Source organism: Psychrobacter sp. ANT_H56B (assembly GCF_008369245.1).
Taxonomy (GTDB): domain Bacteria; phylum Pseudomonadota; class Gammaproteobacteria; order Pseudomonadales; family Moraxellaceae; genus Psychrobacter; species Psychrobacter cryohalolentis.
This window is the reverse complement of record NZ_VOBF01000005.1, coordinates 167,971-187,767: the sequence shown is the minus strand read 5'-3', so window position 1 is coordinate 187,767 and position 19,797 is coordinate 167,971. Positions and strand designations below refer to the sequence as shown.

Below are 19,797 nucleotides of genomic sequence, written 5' to 3'. Positions count from 1 at the left end.
TAAACTGAGTCAATAAAAAAGCGTCTGTAATTATACAGGCGCTTTTTTTATCATGGTTAATATGTTATTAACTTTAATAAGCATTTTTACGTTCTGACGTTAACCAGCGGAATAGCAACAGTAGAATAAAGTAAAAAATCCACAATCCTGCCAACGCATAAAATCCTGTCGCTACTTGCGCGATACTGGCGCCCATTTGGTTAAGCTGCACGGAAGTATTGATACCTGGTGTCGTTGGCAATAACCAACGAATAATTTGTAAGAATTCAGGAAGCTGATGGGCAGGCCACGGATAGCCACTGACAAAAAACATTGGTAATGAGCTAAAAATTAAAATTTGCATACTACGCTCGCGCTGGCGAAACCAAAGTCCAAGCACGCAACCAAGTGTGGCGACTGTCGGACAAAATAGCAGCAAGAATAATAAACTGCCGAGCATGTTTTGCCCGCGCGGATAGCCATGAAGCTCAAATGCCCAGCCGTAATAGAAACAGCCAATCACAAAGCTAAACATACTTAGCGCGGCAATCCGCCCAAGCCAGCCACGAATGTTAGTTCTATGGCGTCGTTGCTCATACCAAGTGCCGATTAACATCGCCGTTGACATCAAAAGCGTTTGCTGCAAGATAAGAATAGACACCGCTGGCACGACGTAAGCGCCATAACCTTCCGTTTGATTATATAAAGGGATAATCTTTAACGGTAAGGCTTGGGTTTTGGCAGAAGCAGTCGCTAAGTACGCTCCTTGTGCCACGTTTTTCTTTACCTCAATGCCAGCTGAGACAGTACTAACCGCTTGCAAAAATCCCATTTGTACGTTTTTATTTAATAAAAAATAGCCGCCATTACCAAGCACGCTGACGCTAGCGGCTTTGCCTGACAACACTTGCTGTTCAAGTCCGCTTGGAATAATCATGTAGCCTGCGATGTCATCCGCCCACATGGCATCGATGGCTTGCTGTTCATTTAAGAAGCGTTTCGTATCTAGTTGCGGGCTGGCACTGGCATAGCGAACGATGGTTTGCGATAAAGGACTATTGTCTTTATCAACAATGCCAACAGGTACGTGGTTTACAACTTCCGTAGAATACGGCCAAGGATAGAAGAAACCATAAATAATCGGTGCAATCATCAATAGTAACAGCACACCTTTATCAGAAAACACGTCTTTTATGGTTTGTAAAAAGCTGCCAAAGAAGCTTGGCGATGCCAGAATTTCCTCTGATACTACTATTTTAGTAGACGATTTATGATTTGAATTGGATGACATCAGCGTGCTCCCCAGCGTTCAGGATGCGCTAATGCGCGTTTACTTAGTAAAGCCGTTAAATATAGCGTAACGAGTGTTGCTAGTGTCAGCCCGTAAACAATCGGTAAGGATATGATGACAGGCGCTTGCATCTGTAACTGTGCAATATGCAGCTTAAGATAATGGGTAAGCGGCAGCACATCTGACCAATGCTGGGCATTCTTACTGATAGCGACATAAGGAAACGTCACTCCAGCGAACGCATAAGAAGGTGCTGAGATAAAACCCGTCGCCGATAAACCCATACGCAATGAGAAGGAGCCTAAGGTAAATATAGCGCCAAGCCAGAAAGATAACATCATTAATAATACAAGGCTTATATAGGTTACCATGAGCGCGCTAATAGCAATCGATTGTTGCGGCGCTGCCAGCCATAAAGCCAATATCGACCAAATACTATAAGCCAGTAGCGGCCAAAAGTACTTGCCCAATAAACCAAATATCAATACCGGTATACTTACTTCTTCTGGTGCTTGGTTTTGACTGGCTGAGACATTATCTAATGGACTAGGTTGGCTGTCATTATTAGGTTGATCATCTTTAGGTGGTAATATTAAATAAACATGACTGCCATTAATAAAGTGATACCAGCGTCCGATTCGCTTGTCACGCAATTCACGGCCGATCGTTGTTGCGCCAATGACCATTGCCAGAATATGCAGCAGAGCAGGAATGACTGTCGATGCCAAAAATTGCTGATAATCAGTCGCAGCATTAAACAAGCTAATACGTTGAATGCTAATAGGAGAGTAGGCAATCGCAGCTTGTGATGGAGCCATCCCTTGCTTGACCAAGCGCTTCATCTCAACGCCTGCGGACAATGTACCAATGACAGACTGTACGCTGGTTTGGATAATGCCAGAGTGGGTGCCATATTGGGCATTGACTTGGAGTACGATAGGAGCAGGCTTACTTAATAAGATATTACGAGAAAAATCTTCAGGGATAATGACGACTGCATAGATATCACGCTGCAAGATAGCAGCTTTTGCCGCAGCAGGCGTATGATATAGCTGCTTTACCGTCAAATTAGGATTGGCTTCCAAATACCGTAATGCCGTATTGGCAACAGGCCCCCGATCATTATCAATCACGCCAATAGGTAAGTCTGTGATTTGTATTTGTGAAAAAATCCACCAAATCAGCAGCACAGTAGCCAGCGGTATCCAGAACACCATCGCCAAGTCCCACGGATTTTTTACCAAAAAACGTCGCTCGTAAGCTGCACTGCGTACAAAAGCATCCTTTAGCTTCGTCAGGCGCATAGCTTACTCTTGGTTCTGATTAACGAGGGCAGGATTGAGACGTACAACTACGCTCATACCTGAGCGAATACGTCTATCAGGGTTAGTGGGTCGGGCTTTTACTTCAAAGGTACGAACATCAAAACCATCGTCATTGTTAGTCGGTCGCCAAGTGGCAAAGTCAGACAAGGTTGAGGTAGCATAAACAGTGAATTGCTTGGTATAAGGCTTTTCAGGTGATGATAAAGCGGGAATAGTACCCATGAACCGCTGACCAATCGCAAACTGATTTAAGTAGGTTTCCGTGACATTTAAGACGACCCATTGATCATTGGTATTGACTAAGGTTAGCAGCGGCACACCTTGACCGATCACTTCACCTGCATTGACGATGACATTATCGACGACACCAGAGATTGGGCTTTTTAAGTTGGCTTCTTCTTTCGCTACCAATGCTTCTTCTAATTGCGCATCGACTTGCGCAACTTGTGCAGTCGCCGCTGACTTATCTTCACTACGTGCGCCTTCCATCGCTAACTCATACTGTAACCGTGCCGCTTCGGTTTGATCTTGAGTTGCCAAATATTGTGCATAGGCTTCATCACGCTTTTGCCGCGCCATCAGTCCTTCTTCATACAGACGATTAACGCGCTGATAAGTGTTTTCTGCCAAGTCAGATGCTGCTTTATGAGCTTGCCATGCTGCTTTTACTTGAGCGATTTCTTGCGGACGTGCCCCATTTTCAGCTTTATCCAGCTGGCTTTGTGCCATTTGTTTGCCAGCGCGTGCCTGATTGATTTTTGCATTAATCTCAGGCGAATCCATCTCTATTAGCTGTTGACCGACCGTTACTGCATCACCTTCTGTGACTAATATTTTTGCAATACGTCCCGGTACTTTTGCCGCGATAGACGTTTGCTGCATTTGCATTTGCCCTTGGAGGGTAATAATTTGCGGCTCGCTATGCTGATTGCTCTTGTATAAACCATAAGCAATCACGCCCAAAATAACTAAAATCACCAGCGCCAAAATCGCCTTTTTAATCTTTGTTGATTTATTATCTTTTACTGACTGGCGCTTATAGCTTGGCACCGTTTGCTCCGGCTCAATGCTAGTATCAGTATTGGTGTCCCTATCGGCATCAGTGCTGTTATTCATATCAGTCTTAGACGCATCAGCATCATTGGCATCGACCGTAGAATCCATGTTCGTGGGCGCTGGATTATCGTTAGTATTGGTCGATCCAGTCGATGTATTTAAGCCACCTAGTTTGCGCGAGTCGCCTGATTCATTGGTAGATTCAGTCATGACAGTGAGATTCCTAAAGCAATAGAGTCGGTAATAAGCAAAATAAATCGTTTGTCGTCTGATATTGCTAAGACGATAAATGGGCGATGTTATTTGTCATATAAAGTGGGTAGCCGAATATCGGCGGCATTGAGATAGGCATTAAAGGCAAGGGGCGTACCACAGCTTTGCATAAGAGCAGCAAGTGATTGAACATAGCTATAAGCTGCTTGCGCTTGCTCCGTACGTGCTTTTAACGACTGTGTTTGCGCTTGGGCAATCTCGACTGGCGTATTCAAACCCTCTTGTAGTCCAAGCCTGCGCAAACGCAAGACTTCTGCCGCAAGCTCTACATTGCTTTGTAGAGCTTGATAGCGTGATTGGGCGTTATTCACATCATGCCAGTTTTTTTCAACCAGTAATAATAGGTTGTCACTGACTTCAATCTCAGACAAATCAGCTTGGCGTATCTTGGCATTACTTGATGCCAGTGATGCGGTTTTATCCAGACCGCCCCATAATTTCCAACTCGCCGAGACGCCAGCGACCCAGCTTGGGTCTTTTTCAATTTGCCCGTAGCCATACAGCATCACAGTCGGCTTGTAACCAGTATCCGATAGCGCATGCAATTGCTGAGCCTGAGCACGTTTGGCGGCGACTTTTTGTAGACCTGGGTGATTGGTCAGTGCCAAATCTTGAAAGTAGCTGACATCAGGTAAGGGTCGGCTTGAGACAAACAAAGGTGTGCGAGGCTTAATGCGATACTCAGTGCGCAATAGACGTTGTAAAGCTATCATGGCAAGACGTGCATCATTATTGGCATTGACAGATTCACTTTTGGCATCAGCAAGTGCCGATTGCGCTTCTAAGCGATCAACTCGCGATATAAAACCTTCTTCAAAAAGCCGCTGTGCCATATGGTCAGTCTGCTGCAAGGTATCATAGGCATCGTCGCGTAGATAGGCGGCAATGATTGCCAATTGCGCTTTAAAATAACGCTCAATCAAGGTGTTATAAAGCTCGTTTTTGTCCAATATACTGTCAGCTACGGCTTCTTGAGTACGAGCATTGGACGCGCCTGTCAGAGCGGCAGTACGTCCAGCGGTATAAATAGGCCATACTACCCCAAGTCCTGCGCCCACCGTAGAGCCTGAGCGTTTTAACTCGTAGTTATCTGGGATACGCTCACCAACCAATTCACCAAAATTTGGCAAATCTGGAATGGGCGGAATAATGTCACCAACCCCATTATTAATATCATTAACGATGCCGTTTTTTAGCGACGATAGATCAATGTCCGCATCCAAATTGTAGGTAGTGGCTGAAACACGGGCAAATACAAGTGGGTGGTAGATAGTTTTAAGGGCGTCCGTTTGATATTCGCTGGCAGCAATAGCGGCTTGATTGGCAGCGATTTTTGGGGATACTTGCAACAAAATATTTTGCGCTTGTTCAAGACTTAACAAGCTAGACACTTCTAACGGATAGCTGTTCTCTATGCTTTTATGGGTAATAGGATCGATAAGCGTGCTTAGAGCTGCTTGACGTCCAGAGGCCTCGCCCGTACTGTCGACACGTATCGTCGCTGATTTTACAGAAGCTTCGTTTATAGAAGATTTGTTTGCAGAAGCTGCATGCTTAGAGGATACCGTTTTAGAGGTGATATTTTGATTGACCATATCAAGTGCACGTAATGCATTGTTTTGATTGTCGGCGTCGATAATCTGTGTCACATTGACAGCTATCACCTCATTTTGTGACTCATTCATATGCTCATTAGCGCGTGCAGAGGCAGTCGCCGCTATACTCATGAGCGTAATCGTCATCACGGCAGTGGACAGAGTCGATAGAGCAAATTTCATAGGTCACGTAAGCCATTAATTAGAATGCAAGGTACAAGTTAAAAGGTGTCTAGAATCACACGCAATGTATAAACAGTATTAGTCATGCTGAGTACTATTTATGCTAGAGATAATCTAAGCTAAATATTATGCAAAGTGTGCTGCTAAATAGACTAAATTATCAAATATGATTCGATCTAAAATTTGTTATGGATGACAAAGCGTACACTGTAGTGCCACAATAGTGACGGGTCAATGCTCACTATTTGCTTATTCTGCATTGTATCAAAAAAGGGTTTATGGTAACGCTTTTAACTATAATGAATAATAGCATCATTTAATAAACGGCTGATATAGGCTAGTAACTTGTTTTTCCTCTGATTTTTCTAATTGCATAGGTTTAAATTTTTTGTAAGTACTATCTATAAAATGGATAGCATTATCTATACTGAATTTTAGATTTTATAAATTTATAGTTAATAAATAATAATATTAGACTCAAATAAGATAAGACAAGATGGGATGTGAGTAATGGCAGGATATATTTTAGCGTTAGATCAAGGGACAACGTCAAGTCGGGCTATATTGTACGATGATCATGCGCGCCCAATCAAAATGGCACAGCAGCCAACGGTCTTAAAGACACCGCAAGCAGGCTTTGTTGAGCAAGATGCCCAGCAAATTTGGCAGACACAAATCAGCTGCGCTCATGACGTTATTAATCAGGCAGGGCTACTCGCCACCGATGTTAGCAGTATCGCTATTACCAATCAGCGTGAATCTATTGTCATGTGGGATAAGCAAACAGGTAAGCCACTTGCCCCCGCTATTATTTGGCAAGACAGGCGTACCGCTAGCTACTGTGAAGCGCTTGCTACTGAAGACTTAATGAATGCGACACAAGGTAATATTAGCAACAATAATAGCCAAGGTGATATGGCAAGCGAAGTGCAACGTATTACAGGTCTGCGTTTAGATCCATATTTCAGTGCCAGTAAAATCGCTTGGTTACTAGATCAAAATCCTAAATTAAGCGTACGCGCCAATAAAGGCGAGATAGCAGTTGGCACCATAGACAGCTGGCTGATATATAAGCTCACAGGTGGTGAGCATGTCATCGATGTGACCAATGCTTCTCGTACCTTGCTATACGATATCCATAAGCTGGCATGGTCGGAGGAGTTGTGCGCCCGATTTGGCATACCCATGAATATTTTGCCCAAAGTCCTGCCATCCGATGGCGACTTTGGCAAAACCAAAAAGGGATTATTTGCCAAACAAATCCCAATTCATGCAGTATTGGGTGACCAGCAAGCAGCACTTTTTGGTCAAGGCTGTCTTGAGACGGGCATGGCTAAAAATACTTATGGCACCGGTTGTTTTATGCTGATGAATATCGGTCAAAAGCCGCTGCTTAGTGAACATAAGCTACTCACAACTATTGCATGGCAACGAAAATCTGCACCAACTCGCCCAGACAATCTCTCGTTCGAACAAATCGTCCAATCTGGCAGACGCATGCTACAGCCTCCAAGTAGAGAAGTAACTTATGCGTTAGAAGGCAGTGTTTTTATGGCGGGTGCAATTGTACAGTGGCTGCGTGACAACCTAGGTATGTTTCAAAAAAGCGGCGAGGTAGAAGACTTGGCTCGGCAAGTTGAGAGCAGTGAAGAGGTGGTTTTGCTGCCAGCATTTACGGGATTAGGTGCCCCTTATTGGCGCTCAGATATCAGTGCCAGTATTACTGGTATGAGTCGCGGTACGACCAAAGCTCATATTGCAAGGGCAGCACTCGAGGCGGTTGCTTATCAAACATACGATGTGCTCATTGCCATGCAAAAAGACAGCCCGCATCCACTCACTGAATTAAGGGTAGATGGGGGCGCGGCAAACAATGATTTGTTGATGCAGTTCCAAGCAGATTTATTGAATGTGCCGGTACTGCGTCCAAGAGACACAGAGATTACCGCAAAAGGAGCCGCTTTACTTGCTGGCTTAAAAACAGGTTTATATGATGATACAACGATGAAGGCCTCATGGCAGGTAGATCGAGTTTTTGAGCCTAATATGTCTATAGATGTGCGTGAAAAGCATCTGTATAAATGGCAACAAGCTATCAGTAGAGCATTAATAGTGCCTTGATTACCATGATAGATAGTGTTTTGCTTATTACTTAATAGCCGTTTTTTAATATTATATAATTGACTCACCTAGAAACTACGTCAATTGACAAAGTTTTGGTATAGATACAGACTGTAACGCAATACCATCGTGATTTTGACACAGTTTACATATTCGACCTATCTGTCTTTGAACTCAGTTCCTATACTTTAGAAGATTTAATAAAACGCTTAATCTCGCTTATATTGCTATTGAGTGGATTGATGATAAATAGAATATATAACAAATCAATTAAGGAATATATTATGAATAACGATGGCCGTATTACAGACCCGAATAACCGTGTGATTACTGATGACTATCTTGAAGTTGGTGATAGAGAGCGTATTATCGATGACAACGAGCGCCGATTGACTGGTAATGATCAGACAATCAATAACACTGTTATTAGACATGAAAATGACAACATTATAGAGGATCATGATGCGATTGATCGTACTGCTGTCAAGCATATGTCGAAAGAAGCAAGAAGTGATCTGAATGCTGATCCAATCACAGGGGAGCCAGGCTCACACCCTGTAGGTACAGGTATTGGTGGTATTGGCGGCGCAGCAGCAGGTGCTGCTATTGGCACGATGGCAGGCCCATTAGGCACGCTTATTGGTGGAGCAATTGGTGCAATTGTCGGTGGCGGTGCAGGTCATGCAGCAGCCGAAGCGATTGATCCAACGCGTGAAGAAGCATATTGGCGTGCAGAGTATGCCAATGCCGATTACTATCAAGAAGGTCATGATTTCGATCGTGATTTGCATCCAGCTTACGCGGTAGGCTATGCTAACCGTGCACGTTATCCCGCTGATGCCCGCTTTGAAGATCATGAGTCAGATTTAGAGCGCTCATGGAACAATGTGAAAGGTGAATCACGTATGGAATGGAATGAGGCACGTAGAGCATCTCGTGATGCATGGAACCGTATTTCTTAATGTATTTATGCTGATTTTAATAAGATATTAAGTACTCAGGTTAGATAGTTTATAAAGTAGTCAGCGAATAACATGCAAGTGCTGCTAATAGTATACTTGCTTCAAGTAAGCAAACACGACTAAAGCTTACTGTCTTATTACTGGGTTTAGTTCGATTGTAGACATTTTTTGTTAACAGACGCAATAATTTGAATTTATGCTATTTTAAAGCCTCCAAAGATTTCTTTGGAGGCTTTTTTACTGTATATTACTATGTATGAATATATAATATGCTTTATTGTTAAAACTAGCCAATAAGTAATAGTTAGAAACCGTATGTAAAAACAATTATAGAATAATAGGCAGTTTATGACCAACAATAATGAAAGTAATCATAAGCAGTTTTATATAGCAACTGCCAACCTGCTCAATTTTGCCAATCCCAATCGTCTCTATTATCCAAACGCACCTGCATATACTAATCACGAATACGAACATAAGTTACGCGGTATCACAGATTTACTGTCAAAGGCGCATGCTGATATTATTGCGGTCCAGGAAGTATGGGACAGTGAAGCGCTCGAAGCTTTAGCAGTATCATTGGGCTTTAAGCCTGAACATGTTGTTATTCCGCTGGCAAGTAATGACAGCGTAAATTCATATACGCAAGGTAAAGGGGCGCAAAATACGCCTGCTGTCGGTATCATTAGTCGGTTTGCGCACTTAGAGACCAGTTTGCTTGAAGAGATTGCCCCAAAAGCGGTCATTGATATCCCTGATGTTGGTCCTTATCAGCGCTTTAATCGTCCGCCCCTTGTATTGCGCGTAGATGCATTTGGTCAGCCGATAACGATTATTACCGCTCATCTAAAAAGTAAACGTGCTTTTTTCTTACGTGATGAGGCTGGTAATTTGTTAGAAGATATGGATGATCCAAACATTCGTATTCGTGCCAAGTTGCGTAGTTTGTGTATGCGTGCGGCAGAAGCGGCTTCTATCCGGCTTTCTATCATAGATAGGTTACAGCATACTCGTGAGCCCTTGATTTTGCTTGGTGATATGAATGATGTGACTGAAAGCGTGACCACCCAGCTGATGGCTGAGACTGGCGAGGTCAACTATGACAAGAGCATGCGAGACGTCGCGCTGTTTGATGCTGCTCGTATTCAAGCCCGTTATGGTTGGATGAAAGATGTAGCATACACGCATATCTATCAAGGTATGCCAGAAGTGATTGATCAGTTATTTGTCTCTGAAGAATTTCTACCTGATAGTAAGTTTTCGCTCGGTCAGGTTGAACGGGTTGACTACTTTAATGACCATTTAAAGTGGGATTATGCAGATAGAGTGATCGACCATGGTATTATAAGAGCAAAAATAAAGCTTCACAATTAACACTATTTAATAATTAATTACTGAATTGTTTTTAACCTATTCTTGTTCCTTGCTTGATAGTGTACAAGCGTTTATTATGCCTCTTCGTTGAGTATAGTAGCGGTGTTATCAATCCATATATGATTGATAGAAATGGTGCTTTGATTTAGGGCGCATACTATCCGATGAACACTATATTTTTAAAGATATGACATAACATTAAGAGATTTATCATGAGTGAAAATAAAGACGACAAAATTGAAGATGTACTAGTAGATTCGGAGTTGGCAAAAAAGCTGGTGCCGAATAAGTTTAAGTTTACTAGCCAGCAAGGACGCGCCCGCCGTCAAAAATTGTTGATGGGTGCTAAAAAGTTGAGTGAAACTCAATCTATCAATGATATTACGCTTGCCGCTGTCTGCGAAGAAGCGGGTATTCCACGGGCGTCTGCTTATCATTTCTTCCCTAATATTGAAGCCATATTTTTGGCGCTGCGTTTTTTAAATGCTATTGATATTTTAGATGTATTGAGAACCGTTGAGACGGTTAAATATGATAGATGGCAAGGGTATCTTACAGCGCTGATTGATCGCTGTGTACAAATTTTTGATGAAGATCAAACCAAAGCCAAATTAATTTATGATACCAATACGCCTGATTTTGAAGGCGACAGTTTTGGCGAGCATATGGATCACCAAGTAGTAAAATTGGTCTATGATCGTTTGGCTGAACGCTATGAAGTGCCTAAGTTTGAAGATATTCAAGATGTGTTATTGATTACCTTTAGTATCGTGAATGCGATCTTTACTGTTTCTTATCGTCGTCATGAGCGTATTACCGATAAGTATCTGCAAGAAGCTAATACGGCATCTATCGCTTATCTGCGTTGTTACTTGCCAGAGAAGCTACCGCGTAAAGACCGTTAGTCTGTCTATTAAGTTTTAAAGACAGACATTAAAAAAATCCGACATTTATATGTCGGATTTTTTTGCTAAATTTTTATGTAGAAGCTTTATAATATACTTATAGTGAATAAAATTTCTACATTTGATCAAGTGTCGGCAATACTTGTCCATTACAGCGCTCACCACTTGCATCGAAAGGCGAGTATTGCTCATAATAACGTACGATAAGCCCTTCTAATGCCACGTTTTCTTTAGAATTGTGAGCATTAACAAAAGCTTCACGTGCTTGTTCAAGCCAGCGGTCAGCCATGCGAAATTGACTGCCTGCCTGCCGTGAATTATGTTCACATTGGTCGGTCGCTGCCCAAATTAATGCCACTTCACTAAATGCTATTTCGCGGGGAGCGCTTGCAATACCATCGCTGTCTTTGAGGGCGCTTAATGTTGCCCATAAATCAGGTCGCATTAGCGCTGATGAGGCAGATATATCTTGGATAAGAACAAGATCGTTTTCTGAGCCTTTTTTTAATGCTTGCAAAATAGCTTCTGCAGATTTTGCCGCTTCTAATCCAGCAGGTGAGCGACTATTCATACTGTCTTTATGGATGGCATAGTTGAGCCAAGCTTGGGCTTTATAAGCAAAGTACTGTTGCTGCGCAGTTTTATCTTTTTGCTGATAATGCTGTAGTTCTGCTAGCATACAGCTCATCGCCCGTTGCTGCGAATTTTGGTTTTTATATGTCGCTTTTAAATCCTGACTCTGGCAGTAATCAGAGGTGTCTATAGTAGTGATATGAGCACTTTTTTGAAGAGTCGTAGCTGTAGTTGATACGCATGAAGTCATTGATAATAGCAAAACAGCTGAAAACGCAGCACATATTGGATTTTTATAAGTAGCTACTTTAATAGTAGAGTAAAGCATAACGCGAAAACCTTGTAGTAAGCTGATAAGTATCGGTGCTGGCAATTTTGAGACTGATTTTATCGCTTATCAAATGCTATAGTCAATTTACTTCAAAAATATAGTGCTATTGGAATAAGATTTTGAAGTCTTTATCTTGCTTTAGTGCATGCGAATAAGCAAAAACGATTCCAGAAAAACGTCATTCAAGATGGTGCCTTTTTAATTGACCGTCTTATAGTGTAGAGGATACAGGTGCTGCACGTTTATTTTTACGTGGGTCTTCACGCTTAAATAGATCTTCATCAAACTTGAAGCGTAGTCTAAAGTAAGCGCCCTCGATAGTAGTATCCTCATAAGCGATGTCTTCATCTTCAAAGCCCATGAAGTTATAACCAAGCGATAACCATAAATTGTTCATTGGACTATAGCCAACTTCAGCGCCAACTAAATAGGCTAGGTCATTTGCTTGCTTATTCCAATAAGTACCTGCTTGTAAACCAATATCCCAGCGCTCGCTAATATCATATAAGCCACGAGCATACAAAGCATGAGCGGTATTGTCACTTGTGATACCTTGAGCATCGTATTCGGTATATTTACCTGCATAGTGACCTGATAACGTTAATGGGCGCGTTGGATGGTAGTTACCGCTCCATGACCAAACAATAGCATCCTTTTGATAAGGGTCATCACCAGTGGCATTATCATCTAAGCGATATTCAAGCTTGGCCAGCATATCAAGCTGATTGCTATCGTAATCGCGATAGGCAGCACCAAGTTGAAAGCGATTGATAGTCCGATGACCATCATCATAATCAACTTTTGAATAAATATCTTTGGCTAATAAAGTCACTTCATCGTTATAGCGATAGGCAACGCCAGCACTACCTAATAAGGTGTCACTGGTATCGCCCCAGCGTTTTTCTAGGTGCCCTGATGCTTTGTAATTTTCGTTAGCAAGATATTCGACGCCAAAACCTGCTGCAGTTGAGGTACTGTCTTTCTCACCCTCTAAAGATTCGACACGCTCGAGTAAAGTATTAAGCGTCAAACCTTTTTGCACATACCATTTATTCTTTAGACCAATGGCAGCTTCCGCTTCGCGAGCACTGATGGCATCACGCATACGGTATTCACTATAAACCTTGCCATCTTTCATATAAGTGGCATCAAAGCCGACAACAGTGCGTTGACGCTCCTCAGAATCGTCTAAACCATAGCTGCCAGACAAGCTATTGATTAAATCATGGCGAGCATAAAGTCGACCTAAATTACCCAGTGCCGTTTCACCGCCGATAGAGGTTGCGTTGCGTGAACTGTGTTCAATATCTTGCTCATACTCAGCAAATACCAATGAGTTATTCAGCTTCGGTAAACGCGCAGTTAAACGGGCGCGAGCAGTGGTACCTTCGATATCTTTTTCAGTGTTGCTTACGCCATTAAGCGCTGATTGATTGATGAGATTATCATCGAAAATTGGTCGATCATTATCGTCTACGATATCAGTGTTAACTACATCTGTTGCTGCTTGGATATTACGTGAAGCACCTTCTTGTTTGTAATAACGTACACCGACTTCACCAACGATATTTTTGCTTAAACGCTGTTCGATACTGGCCTGTACGCCTTCAGTACTTGCATCAGTAATATGATCTTCTGTGCGTACGCCTTCAAGTTTAAGCGCAGTCTTTTTCTCGTTTAAAGTGTGGATGATTTCGATGCCAGATTCGGTGCGACCAGCAGTTTGTGGTGACGCGCCAGTGACAAAACCGATATCGGTATCGTTATGATAAGCTTTTGCACGGGTATGCTTTTTATTATCATAGTCAAGCTCGATACGTAGAGCGTCACCCTCAGCATTATCGCCTGTTAGTTTGTCCGCATTGATCTGATTGCTTGGCTCGAAATTTGGATTCTCAGCTTTGTTTTTGGCATATTCTGCGACCAGTTTTAGCTTGTCATTAAACTTAACCACAGTATTAACGCTAGCAAGCTCTTCTTTATTAAGTGGATCGTCACTATTGATATAGCTGCCACCGATAGTAATTTTATCAGTCAATTGTCGTTTAGCAGCGACGCCACCTACCCAATATTTCTCACCACCTTCATCAACTTCGACAGTAACGCGTAAGTAGATAGGGTTGCCATCGATATCTTGGCTAGCAATCGGTGATTTTAGATATAAGCTACGGCTAATAGGATCAATTTCATAATCAGCAAAGCGCGTCAAGGTCTCACGGCGCAAAATACGTCCAGGATTATTAGCATCACGGGTGATTACTTCTATGGTTTCTGAATTTTCTAATACTGCATCAAAATCATTAGCAAGCGGGTAAGGACCTGAAATGCCCAAACCACGAGTTTCATTGACACGCTGTGAGGTGCTTGTTTCAGCGGCAAAAGCAGTAATACGCGTGTTGCTATCTTCAAACTGAGCTTTGATACCAGTCAGCGTACGATTGTATTGACCGAGCTTAATACCTTCATCGTTGTCAATTTGAGTCTTTAAGTCGCCATACATGGCAAATGAGCGACCTTTATCTAGACGTACATATAGCTTGCTCGTCGATTGCGCATCAAAACCTTTGGCTGATGAGTCGCCATAAACGGGATAGTATTCGCCCGGCTCGATATCACGGAACAGGCGCTCGCCTTTTTTGTCGCTGTCATAAGCAAGCGTTAATAGATAATCACCGCGTACTTTGCCTTTTAAGAACATTGCTGCACGACCCGTCGCTGAGTAATCATCGTTACCGGCTATTTCGCGTAATTCTTTTTCAAATGCACCTTGTGCGTCAGTGATATTACTACCATCAAAGTCTTTGAGCGATATCGCGCCTTCAACGATACCAACAGCTATTAATGGACGCAATTGAGCCGTAAACTGTAGCGGAATTACTTGCTTATTGCTGCCTGTATCGATGATCATCTCACCTTTACCGGGTACGCTTGGCGCAGTCACGGAGATCAATAGCTCACCACCATTGACAGTAACTTGCGTACCGGCTTGGTCTTTACTGCTGTCTGCCAAATTGATACGACCAATATTGGTATCAATGGTGATAGGAGTTGATGCTATATAAGGACGACCATCACGATCCTTTAGACTGATAACGATTTGATAATCGCTGACGCCGTCAGCTGCCACCAGTTGTTTTTGGGTACGATAACTAATAGATTGTAAAATATCCGGTGTTAATACCTTGATAGTTTGCTCAGAGATAACTTTGCCATTCACGTCGGTTGCGACACCGCGTAAAGTATTAGTGCCACGCTTTAAATCGACTGCGTAATAATCAAATGCAGTGACATTTTGCTTTTGTTGTTCAGCCGTTTTACCGATTTGTTCTCTTGATATGGCTTTACCGTTGGCATATAGAGTGAAAATAGAGCCCAGTGGGGCTTGTACCTGTACCATTTGTTTATAAGTGCTGAGCTGCTGACCTTCACTCAAATTAATGAAAGAGACATTATTAGTTGCCACTTCTTTAAGGTATTCTTCTAACTCTTTTTCTACAGGAGGTGCAATTTTAGTAATTGCCATCTCAACGCGATTGGCAGATGGGTTGACCATTTCATTGACGATGGCTGAATCGCATTGAATCCCTGCATCTAAAACATCGTTAGATTTACAGCCGCTGGCATTGATATTGTCTTTATTATCGCGGTTATAGTCAGGATCTAAAGTTAGCTCGCTTTTAACTGCTTGCTCTAAGCGATCGTTTTTGGCACCGATACTTTTGCTACGCGCAACAAGCTCTGCGTTTAAGCGTTCAGTACTGTCCGCCATACCGCCAACGATGCCGAAATCGGCACGATGTAACTCGCCATATTTTAGGTCAACGAAACGGCTACCTGCATCGCCAGCATTACGATTGCTTTGAGTGACCAGTTCTGTGGCGTTTGGAATAGTAGTGCGGTCAACTTTTAGGACGTGGGTTTTAGCACTAATACCATAAAAGTTATATTTACCTTCAGGATCAGTGACAGCAAAGTTACCGTTTTCCATATAGATACGCACGCCAGCAACACCAAGCTCACCATCTTGTTTTTGCTGAATGCCATCGCGGTTGATATCGTGGTAGACCTTACCGACGATGATGCCGTCTGTATTCATAACACCGCGATCGACTTCTACTTTCCACTGGGCTTCTCTTGATACGAGGCTTTGATCTTGCTCAGTTTTGGCAATAGCAGTCGCACGGTTAATGCCGTCACCGCCTAATGCTGATGAACCAACTAATACGCGATAAGTAATATCTTTACTAGTTTTGGCATCCATATTCCCCAGACTTAAAACTTGATATTTGCCATCGGTTTTAAACTCAGTGGTTTGTGCTTTGTCAATGCTCACACTACCACCAACGTAGTCGAAGCCGCGCGGTAAAGCGTCTTTTAATTCAACGTTATAAGCCGTACTGGTACCATCATTTTTGATATTAATCGTATAATTAACATAATCACCGAGTGAGGCAGTTTTGACATCACCTTCTTTGGTAACTTGCAGGGTTGGGATATCATTAACGATGGCAATGTTGGTACTGATAGCTTCTTTAATTTCTTGTCGTATACCATTTGAGTCGATATAAGCATCTAACGTAGCGAGTAAATTATCCCCTTCTAGCGTCTGAATGATATCGTCATTAATGGTATTAGCATTATTTTCTGTTGGTGTTTCTATACGGAATTTGCCAGTATTGTCGCCAGTCTCGAGAGCTTTGAGTGAATATGTATCGCCAGTCTTAGAAGAAGTAATGGTTATCCATACTTGATCGCGTTTATTATCTTGAACATTACATTTAGCACAGCTGGCTTCGAGATAGATATTTTCACCAACTTGCGATGTTCTTCTATAGCCATCCCATGAATAAAGCATAAAATCGAGACGTGTTTCAACGATGATTAGCTCGTCACTCACTAAAGCGGTAATAGAAGGGTCTTCAACAACAGCAGCACCAAGCTTGATGCTAGCAATATCATCGGCTTTAGCATTGGTATCAGATAATGCTTGTATAGTAAGCTCAATGCTCTCGCTTTGACCTAAAGTAATCTGAGCGGTTAGATTGTTATTTAACTTAATCTCTTTATCAACACCATCATCGAAGCGCCCGTTGTTATTCAAGTCTTGATAGAGTTTTATGTTCGATAAACTATTAGGTATAGTCAGGCTCAAATCGATAGTCTGATCACTGTAACTGGTATTGGTTAGAAGGTTTTTCCAACTAACGGTCGAGCCAGGGGCGATAGTCTTTGTTAACGGCGAGGTTAGGCTAATACCATACTGAGGAAAAGCAGATGATTGAACACTTACTTGGTTGGAGGTGCTAGAGATAACGATGGTAGCTTGACTGTCGACGTAGTAGCTTGCGTTAGCGATATTATTGATAGTTTGTACAGCAGTATTAGGTGCAGCAAAAGCCATATTTGATTGCATAAGCAACATAGCAAGCGTCAGAGCCGAAACCTTGGCTGTGCCTGATGTTAAGCTTTTAGACGTATTGATTACACTAGAGATCATAATAAGTCGCTTATCCAATAAAATATAAAGGGGTAACAGAATGGAGCGTCTCTAGCTTGACTATTCAAAATCGATTGGTTCAAGCTAGAGATTTAGCCTATAAGCATCTTGTGATACTTATAGATTTCGAAGAAGTATGATATTTAATTTTTTATTAAGGATTAGTTGAGTTAGTACCTGTTTGTGAAGGTTTTGCAGCAAATATAACGTTGGCAGTTGTATTAGCAGCTATACTTGCAAAGGTTACTGTTATCAACTGACCAAGGGTTTGGCTAGTAGCTGTTGGAGACGCTGAGAAGCTATTAGCTTGATACGTAAGTTTAGAGTCTAATGTATCTGAAACTATAAGGTTGTTAACAACTCTATTACTATCAGTAAAGGTGTTTTTGGCTTCTAGTTTATAGAATACACATTGATCAGCCTTAGCCTTAGCATTCGTAGTCAACCACCCTTCAGCAGCAACACCAGGGTTAGCATCACAATCAGCACCTATCTGATATTTCATCAGATTAATGCCCTGCAAGGTTGTAGTAGATGTTGTGGACAATGGATTGGTAGCGGTACTAGTAGGTGCAGCAGTACCGTTAACTGCACCATTAGGCTGTACAGCGACTGTTAAAGTTTCAAAGTTACCTATGTTGTTTACATTATCTGTTGTAGAGTTCGGATTGTTACTTCCTTGACCTGTCGAAGCAACTTGTACGCCAATTTTGACAGAGGCTCCTGGAGCTAATCCTGTCCGCGTACCATTTACGAGAGGGGTAGCAGCGTTAAGATCATAGATACCGTTTACACCAGTAAGTTCGGTTTCGCCAGTGTCAAACTTACCATTGTCGTTAGCGTCTACGTATACCCGTGTGATACTGATATTAGGATCATCAATAATGCCGGGACTCTTAGTAGCAGTGGGTTTTATAGACAGTTTGACCGCATTGGCGTTATTACCTGTTCCTGCTGCTTCTGTAATGTCATTACCATTGTTGGTGATGGTATAAGTATAAGTATTGGAAACTTCATTGTTGGTTACTGGAGTAACAAGCGCGACTTCCTTGTTTGCACCAGGAGTGATGGCAATAGCACGACGTTGGTTAGTCGTTTCTACTGTTGCATTGTTATTATTGTCTGCACCTACTAGAGGTTTAGCTGGATCTTCGTAAGTGCTTTCAGTAGGACCGCCTGGAGTGAGCCCATTATCAGATCTATCGATGATATCGGGAGTGTTAGCAGTATCATCATCTTTAGTATTGTCTCTGACGACTGCATAATTGACAAATGAGCTACTAGTAGACGTTGCGCCGTCTGCCTTTTTGGCACGGAAAGTGACTGTAATGGTTTCGCCGACTTTGATATTTTGACCAGCTACAGTGATTGTTTTATCGCTATTCGAGATGACAGCAGTACCAGCGACACTACCATTAGATGCTGCAACAGTGGGTTCTATATAGTTATCTTGTCCTGCTGCTATAGCTACTAAACCTGATGGTAGATCATCTGAGATACTGATCGCAGTACCATCAATGTTGCCTTCGTTTTTGACAGTAATAGTGTAATCGACATAAGCATTGGCATTATTTAAATCTAAGTTTTTATTACCAAGATTGGTAGTAGCCGATTTTGTGATAGCATAAAGTGGCGTTTTGGTTAAAGCATTATCAGTATTAGTTGCAGTATAAGTAGTAGCAGTGGTATTACTAGGTTTCGATTTTAGGTAAGTACTTTCAGCTGTTACGGTTAATATTCCATTAGTATCCGCAACACGTTTAGTATCAGCTCGGGCTGTAATAGTGATTAATGCTTTTTCGCCTGGCGCTAATGCGATAGTACCACCGTTAAGATCCTTCACTTCACCAACATTAATACCTGCAGCATTAACTTTTTGGTACTTAATGACGCTACTGGCGATATTGTAATCAAAATTATCACCAGACGCATTGGTAATATTTACAGTATAAGTATCGTTAACGTTGCCGCCATTGGTCAATGTATGAGTGAAATCTACCGTTGAGTTTGCTTGTGCATTAATAGAGCGATCTCTACCAAAATCATCGTTAGGTGTATTATCAACAACAGTAGAAATTAAACTAAAAGAACCAGTTTCAGAAACATTAACTGTGACTACATTTGATTCTGCAGTTTGTGAAGTTGTATTGCCAGCTACGGTGTATGAAGCTGTAGCTTTGTTGGTCACGTTAAAAGAACCAGAAGTGCCACCTGTTGGGGTAGCTGCATTGACAGTAGTAATACCCATCGCAGTAACAATACCAACAGTCAACATGGAATATTTGAATAGATTAGATTTCATAAAGTAATTTTCCTAGGGTATTTAAATAAA

11 protein-coding genes are annotated in these 19,797 nt (G+C 42.1%); 4 read left to right on the top strand and 7 right to left on the bottom strand.

What is annotated here, in order from left to right; genetic code table 11:
* Positions 1–73: 73 nt before the first annotated feature.
* The 4 genes from FQ082_RS08250 to FQ082_RS08235 all read right to left on the bottom strand — a co-directional run bounded on the left by FQ082_RS08250 (position 74) and on the right by FQ082_RS08235 (position 5,702).
* Complete coding sequence (locus FQ082_RS08250) at positions 74–1,270, bottom strand: ABC transporter permease (RefSeq protein WP_149408589.1); 1,197 nt, start codon at positions 1,268–1,270, stop codon at positions 74–76.
* Positions 1,270–2,574 carry an ABC transporter permease gene (locus FQ082_RS08245; RefSeq protein WP_149408588.1) on the bottom strand — a complete coding sequence of 435 codons (1,305 nt, stop codon included), beginning with the start codon at positions 2,572–2,574 and terminating at the stop codon, positions 1,270–1,272. The genes FQ082_RS08250 and FQ082_RS08245 overlap by 1 nt, the downstream gene beginning before the upstream one ends.
* Before the next feature lie 3 nt (positions 2,575–2,577).
* Positions 2,578–3,861 (bottom strand): HlyD family secretion protein, encoded by a 1,284-nt coding sequence (locus FQ082_RS08240; RefSeq protein ID WP_149408587.1) that lies wholly within the window; start codon positions 3,859–3,861, stop codon positions 2,578–2,580.
* Positions 3,862–3,950: 89 nt separating this feature from the next.
* Positions 3,951–5,702, bottom strand: a complete 1,752-nt coding sequence (locus FQ082_RS08235; protein WP_149408586.1) for a TolC family protein — start codon at positions 5,700–5,702, stop codon at positions 3,951–3,953.
* A gap of 510 nt (positions 5,703–6,212) precedes the next feature.
* Between FQ082_RS08235 and glpK the strand changes: the two genes are divergently transcribed.
* From glpK to FQ082_RS08215, 4 genes are all read left to right on the top strand, one after another.
* Positions 6,213–7,823: a glycerol kinase GlpK gene (gene glpK, locus FQ082_RS08230; protein ID WP_149492742.1), complete on the top strand. Its 1,611-nt coding sequence runs from the start codon at positions 6,213–6,215 to the stop codon at positions 7,821–7,823.
* 491 nt (positions 7,824–8,314) lie between these two features.
* On the top strand, positions 8,315–8,785 hold the full coding sequence (locus tag FQ082_RS08225; protein ID WP_226939380.1) for a hypothetical protein: 471 nt from the start codon (positions 8,315–8,317) through the stop codon (positions 8,783–8,785).
* Between the two features lie 348 nt (positions 8,786–9,133).
* A complete protein-coding gene (locus FQ082_RS08220; RefSeq protein ID WP_149492740.1) occupies positions 9,134–10,159 on the top strand; it encodes an endonuclease/exonuclease/phosphatase family protein in 1,026 nt (341 codons plus the stop codon).
* Positions 10,160–10,371: 212 nt separating this feature from the next.
* Positions 10,372–11,064, top strand: coding sequence for a TetR/AcrR family transcriptional regulator (locus FQ082_RS08215; RefSeq protein WP_011513381.1), 693 nt, complete (start codon positions 10,372–10,374; stop codon positions 11,062–11,064).
* A 115-nt stretch (positions 11,065–11,179) separates the two neighbouring features.
* Here FQ082_RS08215 and FQ082_RS08210 read toward each other — a convergent pair whose 3' ends face one another.
* The 3 genes from FQ082_RS08210 to FQ082_RS08200 all read right to left on the bottom strand — a co-directional run bounded on the left by FQ082_RS08210 (position 11,180) and on the right by FQ082_RS08200 (position 19,767).
* Positions 11,180–11,743 carry a hypothetical protein gene (locus FQ082_RS08210; protein WP_262498186.1) on the bottom strand — a complete coding sequence of 188 codons (564 nt, stop codon included), beginning with the start codon at positions 11,741–11,743 and terminating at the stop codon, positions 11,180–11,182.
* Positions 11,744–12,179: 436 nt separating this feature from the next.
* A complete protein-coding gene (locus FQ082_RS08205; RefSeq protein WP_149492738.1) occupies positions 12,180–17,465 on the bottom strand; it encodes a DUF11 domain-containing protein in 5,286 nt (1,761 codons plus the stop codon).
* Between the two features lie 154 nt (positions 17,466–17,619).
* The gene (locus FQ082_RS08200) at positions 17,620–19,767 is read right to left on the bottom strand and encodes a beta strand repeat-containing protein (RefSeq protein WP_149492737.1); all 2,148 of its coding nucleotides are present in this window, start codon (positions 19,765–19,767) and stop codon (positions 17,620–17,622) included.
* Positions 19,768–19,797 lie beyond the last annotated feature (30 nt).